Below are 8,868 nucleotides of genomic sequence, written 5' to 3'. Positions count from 1 at the left end.
GTCCATAGCGACAGGGGATCTCAATTCCGAAGCAGGAAGTTCCTGCGCACGCTGAACCGTCACCGCGTGGTTGGGAGCATGGGAAGAGTGGGCTCGAGCGGGGACAACGCGGCTATGGAGAGTTTCTTCGCGCTTCTGCAGAAGAACGTCCTCGACCGCCGGTCCTGGACCACCCGCGAGCAACTGCGCATAGCGATCGTCACCTGGATCGAGCGAACCTACCACCGCCAACGTCGCCAGGCCCATCTGGGGCGCTTGACGCCCATCGAGTTCGAGACCATCATGAACACGACCGTCGCACTGGCGGCGTGACTAGGAACTGTCACCTATTCGTGCAGCAGACCCCGGATCGACCTGTTGAAGCAGGAACAAGATCGCATCGCGAACCAGATCGGTGACATTCAGCACCGACTTGAAGCACATCACGACGAATATGCATCAGCCCGATCGAACCTCGATGACTCGCTCGGGTTGCTCGCCAACATCCTGAGCGTGTACCAGCGCGCTGATGACGCAAACCGGCGGCTGTGTAACCAGGCGTTCTTTCACCGGATCTTCATCGAGGAGGAAGGGGATGTGCGGGTCGAGTACGAGCGGCCCTTCGGGTCACTCTGCGACACGGAGGAGCAGATGAACGCGTTGAACTGGGCGGCTGAAGCGAAAAAGAAGGGAGAGGTTCAACCCGGACAAAGAGTGGAGACTCTTGTTCAAGGTTTGAACCTCTCCCATTTGGGGTGGCTAACGGGACTTGAACCCGCGACCACCGGCACCACAAGCCGGTGCTCTACCAACTGAGCTATAGCCACCATGCTGACCGCGCTCGCCGAGGCGAACGAGGCAACCCCACGATCATAGCCCACAACTCCCCCGGTTCGCCAAACCGGCGCACCCGCCGGGGGCGCCGCAGCCGCACCGCATCGCATCCGCTCCGAGCATCGCCCGATCGCCCGAAACTCTCACGCGCGGCCCGGCGCTTCTGTGTAGGGTGAAAACATGCTCGAGATGTCGCACGAGGAGTTCGAATCGATGGTCGCCGACGGCCTCGATTCGCTGCACGACGACATGCTCGCGCAGCTCGACAATGTGATCTTCCTGGTCGAGGATCGCCCCGACGACGGCAGCGACATCCTCGGCGTCTACGAGGGCTTCTCCCTCGCCGAACGAGACGTGTACGGCTACGGCGAAGAGCCCGACCGCATCATCCTCTTCCGCGAGAACCTGCTCGAGCACTGCGGCGACCGCGATGAGCTCGTGCACGAGATCCGCGTCACCCTGGTGCACGAGATCGCGCACTTCTACGGCATCTCCGAGGCGCGCATCCACGAGCTCGGATGGGGCTGATCCGGTGATCACGATGAGCGCGACGAGAACCGGCGCCGAGCGGCGCGAGACGCCGCAAGCGGTGGTCGAGTCCGTGTGGCAGACGGTCGTGTGGGACGACCCGGTGAACCTCATGTCGTACGTCGCCTACGTCTTCCAGACCCACTTCGGCTTCGACCGGGATCACGCCGAGGAGCTGATGCTGCGCGTGCACCACCGCGGCAGCGCCGTCGTGGCCGAGGGCGGGCGCGAGGCGATGGAGATGCACGTCGAGGCGATGCACGGATACGGCCTGTGGGCCACGGTGCGGCAGGCGGGCGACTCATGAGGCTGCTGCCGCTGCAGAACGGCGGGCTGCGGCTGCTGCTGGAGCACGACGAGGCCGCGATGCTGGATCAGCTGGTGACCCAGCTGATCCACCTGCTGCAGAGCCACAGCAGCACGGCGCTCGATCCCGATCCGCTGTTCGCGAGCCTCGAGGTCGGCGGCTCCGACGAGGCCCCGCACGATCCGGCGCTCGCGAGGCTCTTCCCCAACGCGTACGAGGGCGAGGAGGAGGCGGGCGAGTTCCGCCGCGTCACCGAGCAGGGACTGCTCAACCGCAAGATGCAGGACGCGATGCAGCTCACCTCGGCGCTCGGCCTGGGCGGCGGGATGCCGGACGAGGAGCGCACGGTCGAGGTCGACATCGTCGCGAGCGAGCTGCCTTCGTGGGCACGCACGCTGACGGCGCTGCGGCTCGCGATCGCGGCGCGCATCGGCCTCGACGCCGCCGAGGACCACGCCGCGCTGCTCGACGACGACGAGACGCGCGGCACGGTGATGGTGTTCGACTGGCTCGCCGCGATCCTCGAATCGGTGCTCGCGATCATGGCGGCGGATCGCGGCGACGGCGACGACACGTTCGGGCCCGGCGACTCCGACGCTTAGACGGGCGGTTGCAGGGAGCGGGGATCGACAACCTCGTCGCGCTCCTCCAGCAGGCTCGCCGGCCGCACGCCGGCCGCGCCGAAGCGGCCCCGCACCTCGTCGACGGCCTGGTCGACGGCGCGCCAGTCGTCGTCGTCGCTCCAGAGCGCGGCCGCGTCGCTGCCGGCGGCCAGCAGCTGCTCGGCGCGCACCCCGATGAGCCGCACCGGCCGCCCGGCGGCGCCGAGACCGTCGAAGAGCTCGACGGTGGTGCGGTAGATGCGCTGCGACGAGTTCGTGGCCTCGGGCAGGGTGCGCGACCGGGTGACGGTGTCGAAGTTCTCCCAGCGCACCTTGATGGAGACGGTGCGGGCCTCAGCATCGACGGCCCGCAGCCGCTCCCCCGTGCGCGTCGCGAGGCGCAGCAGCTCCCGCTGCAGCACGCGGGCGTCGCGCACGTCGGTGGCGAAGGTCTCCTCGTGGCCGATACTCTTCTCGACTCGCGAGGTCTCGATGCGCCTCGCGTCGCGGCCGTTCGCGAGTTCGTGCAGTCGGCGCGCATTCGCGGGGCCCACGATCCGTTCGAGCGAGGGCAGCGGCTCGCGGGCGAGGTCGGCGACGGTGCGGATCGCGCGCGCCTGGAGCGCGCCGGCGGTCGCGCGCCCCACACCCCACATCGCCTCGATCGGCAGCGGGTGCAGGAACTCGAGCGTGCGCGCGGGCGGGATCTCGAGCACGCCATCGGGCTTCGCGCGCTGCGACGCGAGCTTCGCCACGAACTTCGTCCCGGCGAGCCCGACCGAGGCGGGCAGCCCGGTGCGGTCCCGCACCCGTTCCCGGAGTCGGCGGGCGATCTCGGCGGGCTCGCCGAACAGGCGCACGGAACCGGCGACGTCGAGGAACGCCTCGTCGATGCTGAGGGGTTCGACGAGCGGCGTGAACTCCTCGAAGATCGCCATCACCTCGCGGGAGGCGCGACGGTACTTCTCGAAGGTGGGCGGCACGAGGACCAGCTGGGGGCAGAGCTGCTTCGCGCGAGCCACGGGCATGGCTGATCGTACGCCGAAGCGGCGGGCCTCGTAGCTCGCGCTCGACACCACGGAGCGCACGGTGTCGTGGGCTGCGGCGACGGGGAGGCCGCGCAGCTCGGGCCTGTCGAGCAGTTCGACCGACACGAAGAAGGAGTCCATGTCGACGTGCAGGATCGAGGCCGAGGCGCGGACTCCGGCGGGCGCCCCCGCAGCGGTCTCGCCCGGGCCCTCGCTCATGCCCGTCATTCTCTCACGGGGTCGGGCCGTCGGCGGCGAGCACCTGCCGGGCGAGGCTCTCGTCGACGACGAGGTCGGTGATGATGCCCGCTGCGAGCGCGCCGCGCAGACTGTCTCGCTTGGCTGCGCCCGACACCACGCAGAGCCGCTGCGGGATGCGCCGCACCACGTCGAAGCGGGGGCCGCTGGAGCGCTCGTTCATCGCGATCCCGTCGGTGCTGCCGTCGGCCTGGTAGAAGACGGTGGCGCAGTCGCCGACGACGCTCTGCTCGACGAGGGAGCGCAGATCCTCCTTGCCGAGATACCCGCCCGAGTAGATGTGGGAGCGGGGGTCGCCGATGCGGGATCCGAGGCCGAAGACGAAGAGGTTGACCGCGGCCTGCAGGTCGATCACCCGGCTCACGGCGCGCTCGCGCCAGAGCGCGGTGCGCGTGGCTGGGTCGTCGAAGATGGCGGGCACCGGGAACTCGTACACCTCGGCGGAGAACGCGCCGGCGAAGCCGCCGAGCAGCCCCGTGGCGTAGGAGACGCCGGTCGTGCGGCCGTTCGCCGCACCGTTCATCTGCACGACCCGGGTCTCGGCGGTGGGCTTGCGCGGGAGGCTGCGGGCGACGGTGCTCACCGTCGACCCCCACGCCACGCCGATCGTGGTGCGCGGCACCACCGCGCTCGCGATGAGCTGCGCCGCGGCTTGGGCCGTGCGCTCCAGGCGCTCGTTCTCGGACTGCCGCTCCGAGCCCGGCACCACGTGCGCGGTGACGCCGAAGCGCTCCGAGAAGCGCTGCTCGATGCGGGAGCGCGCCTCCTGCGGGGAGTGGATGCGGATCTCGACGAGCCCGGTGGAGCGCGCGTGGGTGAGCAGCCGGGAGACGGAGGATCGGGAGACCCGCAGATCCTCGGCGATGGCCTCCATCGTGAGGTTCTGCTGGTAGTAGAGCTGGGCGGCGCGCAGCGCATCGCGCGTTTTCGCAGGACTCTGCCGTTCGGCCATGTCGTGACGCCTCCGATCCACCACCATTCTGCACATATGTGCAACTACTTTGCAATTCGGTTCAGGAGTGGAGCATTCTGGCCGAAACAGTCTCGAAAGGTTCTGGAAATGAACGAGCGCTCCGCATCATCCCGCCCATCGGTCGAGCAGCTTCGAGCACGTCCCCACGCGGACGTGCTCATCATCGGCGGCGGCATCAACGGCATCGCCACCTTCCGCGATCTCGCGCTGCAGGGCATCGACGTCGCCCTCGTCGAGCGAGCCGACTTCGTCTCCGGCGCCTCCTCGGCGTCGAGCCACATGGTGCACGGCGGCATCCGCTACCTCGAGAACGGCGAGTTCAGACTCGTGAAGGAGTCGGTCACCGAGCGCAACCGTCTCGTGCGCAACGCACCGCACTACGTGCGCCCGCTGAAGACCACCATCCCGATCTACTCCACATTCTCGGGTATCCTCTCGGCCCCCTTCCGGCTGCTCGTCACCCACGGCCGGGGCAAGCCGAACGAGCGCGGCGCAGCGCTCATCAAGATCGGCCTGATGATCTACGACACCTTCTCGCGCGCGGGCGGCCAGGTGCCCCGCCACCGCTTCCTCGGCAGGGCGCAGTCGCTCAAGGAGCTGCCGCAGCTCAACCCGAACCTCAAGTACACCGCCACCTACTTCGACGCCTCCATGCACGACCCCGAGCGCCTCGCGCTCGACGTGCTCAACGACGGCCTGCTCGCCGGGGGCGACCGCGCCCGCGCCGCGAACTACCTCCCCGCCGTGGGCAGCTCCGAGCAGGGCGTGCGCCTGCGCGACGAGGTCACCGGCGAGGAGTTCGACTTCTCGGCCCGCCTCATCCTCAACACGAGCGGCCCGTGGACCGACATCACCAATGAGGCGCTCGGCGACACGACCCGCTACATGGGCGGCACCAAGGGCTCGCACGTCGTGCTCGACCACCCCGAGCTGCTCGCCGCGACCGGCGGCCGCGAGATCTTCTTCGAGCACTCCGACGGGCGCATCGTGCTCATCTACCCGCTCAAGGGCCGCGTGCTCGTCGGCACCACCGACATCGACGCGGACCCCGCGAAGCCGGTCGTCTGCACCGATGACGAGGTCGACTACTTCTTCGACCTCGTGCACCACGTCTTCCCCAAGATCGCGGTCGACCGCTCGCACATCGTCTACTCCTTCTCGGGCATCCGGCCGCTCCCCCGACACGACGACACCGCGCCCGGCTTCGTCTCGCGCGACTACCGCATCGTCGCCACCGAGCACCGCTCCACCCCCGTGCTCAGCCTGGTCGGCGGCAAGTGGACCACCTTCCGCGCCCTCGCCGAGCACCTCGCTGACGAGGCGATGGGCCAGCTCGGCAAGCAGCGCCGGGTGAGCACCGAGAAGCTCGCCGTCGGCGGCGGCGAGGGCTACCCCGTGGACGCCGCGTCGCGCCTGCGCTGGCTCGCGGCCCACGCCGACGGACGCGACCGCGGCCGCGTCTCGGTGCTGCTCGACCGCTACGGCACCCGCGCCACCGAGGTGCTCGGCGCCACGCCCGAGCAGGATCCCGAACTGCCCGAGCTGCCCGGCTACACCGCCGCCGAGCTCGCCCACCTCGCGGCCACCGAGCAGGTCGTCCACCTCGACGACCTGCTGCTGCGCCGCACCTCGATCGCCTTCGTCGGCGGCCTCACCGAGCAGCGCGTGCGCGCCGCCGCCGAGGCGATCGCTCCCGCTCTCGCCTGGGATGAGGGTACGATCACGGCAGAGGTTGACCGCACGATCGAACTGCTGCGCGAGGCGCACCGCATCGATCCTTCGAAGGGAGGCTCATTCACCGCAGGGTGAGCGATCCGCTCCCCTTTCGAGCCGGATCCGGCTCGCGAACCCACCGCTCTCATGAACCCTGACGCGCCACGGTGGCGCGCTGGGAGTCACCCGAAAGGTCAATGGAGACAACTATGGAAATCAATCTCGGACTGTACTTCCTCTCCGAAATGGTCGGCACCGGAATGCTCGTCCTGCTCGGTTGCGGCGTCGTCGCCAACGTGGCCCTCGCGAAGACGAAGGGCAACGCCGGCGGCTTCCTGATGGTCAACTGGGGCTGGGGTCTCGCGGTCTTCGCGGGTGTCCTCGCCTCCGCCTACTCCGGCGCGATCCTGAACCCCGCCGTCGGCATCGGCCTGCTCATCGCCGGCACCATCACCGCCCCCATGTTCTTCGTCGCGTTCGCCGCCGAGATGGTCGGTGCGATCATCGGCGCGATCCTCTGCTGGGCCGCCTACAAGCAGCACTTCGACGACGAGCCCGAGGCCGCCAACAAGCTCGGCGTGTTCTCGACCGGCCCGGCGATCCGCTCCTACGGCGCCAACTTCATCACCGAGGTCATCGCGACCTTTGTGCTCGTCTTCATCATCCTCGCCTTCGCCGACTACGGCGACGTCAACGTCGGCGTTCCCGGAGGCCTCGGCCCGCTGACCGCGCTGCCCGTCGCCCTGCTCGTCGTCGGCATCGGCGCCTCGCTCGGTGGCCCCACGGGCTACGCCATCAACCCCGCCCGCGACCTCGGTCCCCGCATCGCGCACGCCATCCTGCCGATCAAGGGCAAGGGCGGCAGCGACTGGGGCTACTCGTGGGTGCCGGTCTTCGGCCCGCTCGTCGGCGGTGCGATCGCGGCCTTCGCCGCTCCCGCGCTGCTCTCGCTGGCCTAACCCGGTCCCGCGGGACGCACCCGCAGCACCGATCCTCTGCGGAGGGGGCCGGCCCCACCGGCCGCCCCCTCCCCACACCACGGCGACGCACCGCCGCCTCGCCGCATCGAAAGGAATCCCATGTCCAAGTACGTCATCGCCATCGACCAGGGCACGACCTCGAGCCGCGCCATCATCTTCGACCGCTCGGGAACCATCGTCTCCGTCGGCCAGAAGGAGCACGAGCAGATCATGCCGCAGGCCGGCTGGGTCGAGCACGACGCCGCAGAGATCTGGCAGAACGTGCAGGAGGTCATCGGCATCGCGCTCGGCCGCGCCGACCTCACCCGCCACGACATCGCCGCGATCGGCATCACCAACCAGCGCGAGACGGCGGTCGTCTGGAACAAGAAGACCGGCGCACCCGTCTACAACGCGATCGTCTGGCAGGACACGCGCACCCAGGACATCGTGGATCGCCTCGCCGCCGACGGCGGCACCGACCGCTTCAAAGAGATCGTGGGCCTGCCGCTCGCGACCTACTTCTCGGGCACGAAGATCGCATGGATCCTCGAGAACGTCGAGGGCGCCCGCGAGGCCGCCGACGCCGGCGACCTGCTCTTCGGCACGACCGACTGCTGGGTGCTCTGGAACCTGACCGGCGGCGCCGACGGCGGCGTGCACGCCACGGATGTCACGAACGCCTCGCGCACCCTCTTCATGGACCTCGAGACGCTCGAGTGGCGCGACGACATCCTCGAGGTCTTCGGCGTGCCCCGCTCGATGCTGCCCGAGATCCGCTCCTCCTCCGAGGTCTACGGCCACGCCGAGGACTCGTCGCTGCTGCGCGAGACGCCCATCGCGGGCATCCTGGGCGACCAGCAGGCCGCCACCTTCGGCCAGGCCGCCTTCGAGGCCGGCGAGTCGAAGAACACCTACGGCACCGGCTGCTTCCTGATCTTCAACACGGGCGAGGAGATCGTCCACTCGAAGAACGGCCTGCTCACCACCGTCGGCTACAAGCTGGGCGACGCCCCCACCCACTACGCGCTCGAAGGCTCGATCGCGGTGACCGGCTCGCTCATCCAGTGGCTGCGCGACCAGCTTGGCATCATCGAGTCGGCGCCGCAGGTCGAGGAGCTGTCGGCGAGCGTGCCCGACAACGGCGGCGTGTACATCGTGCCCGCCTTCTCGGGCCTGTTCGCCCCCTACTGGCGCCCCGACGCACGCGGCGCGATCGTGGGTCTCACCCGCTACGCGAACAAGGGCCACATCGCCCGGGCCGCGCTCGAAGCGGTCGCCTTCCAGACCCGCGACGTGCTCGACGCCGTCAACGCCGACGCGGGCGTCGACCTCACCGAGCTCAAGGTCGACGGCGGCATGGTCGCGAACAACGCGCTCATGCAGTTCCAGGCCGACGTGCTCGGCGTTCCCGTCGTGCGCCCGGTTGTCGCAGAGACCACCGCGCTCGGCGCCGCGTACGCGGCCGGCCTCGCGGTCGGGTTCTGGAATGGCCTCGATGACCTGTCGGCCAACTGGCAGGAGGATCGTCGCTGGGAGCCCGAGATGGACGAGGCCGAGCGCGACCGTCAGCTGCGCAACTGGCGCAAGGCCGTCACCAAGTCGATGGACTGGGTCGACGACGACGTGAAGTAGGCGCATCCCGGCAGCGAGGCCGGGGCGGCGGGAGGAGATCCCACCGCCCCGG

9 protein-coding genes and 1 tRNA gene are annotated in these 8,868 nt (G+C 69.3%); 7 read left to right on the top strand and 3 right to left on the bottom strand.

Going from position 1 to position 8,868, the window contains the following annotated elements:
* The coding region (locus H629_RS14030) for an integrase core domain-containing protein (protein WP_036084581.1) at positions 1–312 on the top strand (312 nt) is incomplete at its 5' end.
* Positions 313–730: 418 nt separating this feature from the next.
* On the opposite strand, the gene H629_RS0106320 is transcribed toward H629_RS14030, so the two are convergent.
* Positions 731–806: transfer RNA gene (locus H629_RS0106320), tRNA-His, on the bottom strand.
* A gap of 187 nt (positions 807–993) precedes the next feature.
* Here H629_RS0106320 and H629_RS0106315 point away from each other — a divergent pair.
* The 3 genes from H629_RS0106315 to H629_RS0106305 are packed head-to-tail and all read left to right on the top strand — an operon-like array spanning position 994 to position 2,250.
* On the top strand, positions 994–1,341 hold the full coding sequence (locus H629_RS0106315; protein WP_024356452.1) for a metallopeptidase family protein: 348 nt from the start codon (positions 994–996) through the stop codon (positions 1,339–1,341).
* 13 nt (positions 1,342–1,354) lie between these two features.
* Complete coding sequence (gene clpS, locus H629_RS0106310) at positions 1,355–1,648, top strand: ATP-dependent Clp protease adapter ClpS (protein WP_029746652.1); 294 nt, start codon at positions 1,355–1,357, stop codon at positions 1,646–1,648.
* Complete coding sequence (locus H629_RS0106305; protein ID WP_024356450.1) at positions 1,645–2,250, top strand: DUF2017 family protein; 606 nt, start codon at positions 1,645–1,647, stop codon at positions 2,248–2,250. The genes clpS and H629_RS0106305 overlap by 4 nt, the downstream gene beginning before the upstream one ends.
* Here the strand turns inward: H629_RS0106305 and dinB are convergent.
* Positions 2,247–3,497 carry a DNA polymerase IV gene (gene dinB, locus H629_RS0106300; RefSeq protein ID WP_024356449.1) on the bottom strand — a complete coding sequence of 417 codons (1,251 nt, stop codon included), beginning with the start codon at positions 3,495–3,497 and terminating at the stop codon, positions 2,247–2,249. The genes H629_RS0106305 and dinB overlap by 4 nt on opposite strands.
* A gap of 13 nt (positions 3,498–3,510) precedes the next feature.
* The gene (locus tag H629_RS0106295; RefSeq protein ID WP_024356448.1) at positions 3,511–4,488 is read right to left on the bottom strand and encodes a sugar-binding transcriptional regulator; all 978 of its coding nucleotides are present in this window, start codon (positions 4,486–4,488) and stop codon (positions 3,511–3,513) included.
* A gap of 108 nt (positions 4,489–4,596) precedes the next feature.
* Here H629_RS0106295 and H629_RS0106290 point away from each other — a divergent pair, with 108 nt between their 5' ends.
* The 3 genes from H629_RS0106290 to glpK all read left to right on the top strand — a co-directional run bounded on the left by H629_RS0106290 (position 4,597) and on the right by glpK (position 8,816).
* Complete coding sequence (locus tag H629_RS0106290) at positions 4,597–6,318, top strand: glycerol-3-phosphate dehydrogenase/oxidase (protein ID WP_024356447.1); 1,722 nt, start codon at positions 4,597–4,599, stop codon at positions 6,316–6,318.
* Between the two features lie 113 nt (positions 6,319–6,431).
* The gene (locus tag H629_RS0106285; protein WP_024356446.1) at positions 6,432–7,181 is read left to right on the top strand and encodes an MIP/aquaporin family protein; all 750 of its coding nucleotides are present in this window, start codon (positions 6,432–6,434) and stop codon (positions 7,179–7,181) included.
* 120 nt (positions 7,182–7,301) lie between these two features.
* Positions 7,302–8,816 (top strand): glycerol kinase GlpK, encoded by a 1,515-nt coding sequence (glpK, locus tag H629_RS0106280; protein ID WP_024356445.1) that lies wholly within the window; start codon positions 7,302–7,304, stop codon positions 8,814–8,816.
* The last annotated feature ends 52 nt before the right edge of the window (positions 8,817–8,868 follow it).

It is taken from the genome of Leucobacter chironomi DSM 19883 (assembly GCF_000421845.1).
Lineage (GTDB): Bacteria > Actinomycetota > Actinomycetes > Actinomycetales > Microbacteriaceae > Leucobacter > Leucobacter chironomi.
Note: the sequence above shows the minus strand (reverse complement) of the source record. Positions and strands in the feature narration are given on the sequence as shown.

Bases quoted from the DNA above. Each gene is read 5' to 3' on its own strand.
- glpK (WP_024356445.1), top strand. From the start codon at position 7,302: ATGTCCAAGTACGTCATCGCCATCGACCAGGGCACGACCTCGAGCCGC.
- H629_RS0106315 (WP_024356452.1), top strand. From the start codon at position 994: ATGCTCGAGATGTCGCACGAGGAGTTCGAATCGATGGTCGCCGACGGC.
- clpS (WP_029746652.1), top strand. From the start codon at position 1,355: ATGAGCGCGACGAGAACCGGCGCCGAGCGGCGCGAGACGCCGCAAGCG.
- H629_RS0106290 (WP_024356447.1), top strand. From the start codon at position 4,597: ATGAACGAGCGCTCCGCATCATCCCGCCCATCGGTCGAGCAGCTTCGA.
- H629_RS0106295 (WP_024356448.1), bottom strand. From the start codon at position 4,488: ATGGCCGAACGGCAGAGTCCTGCGAAAACGCGCGATGCGCTGCGCGCC.
- dinB (WP_024356449.1), bottom strand. From the start codon at position 3,497: ATGAGCGAGGGCCCGGGCGAGACCGCTGCGGGGGCGCCCGCCGGAGTC.
- H629_RS0106305 (WP_024356450.1), top strand. From the start codon at position 1,645: ATGAGGCTGCTGCCGCTGCAGAACGGCGGGCTGCGGCTGCTGCTGGAG.
- H629_RS0106285 (WP_024356446.1), top strand. From the start codon at position 6,432: ATGGAAATCAATCTCGGACTGTACTTCCTCTCCGAAATGGTCGGCACC.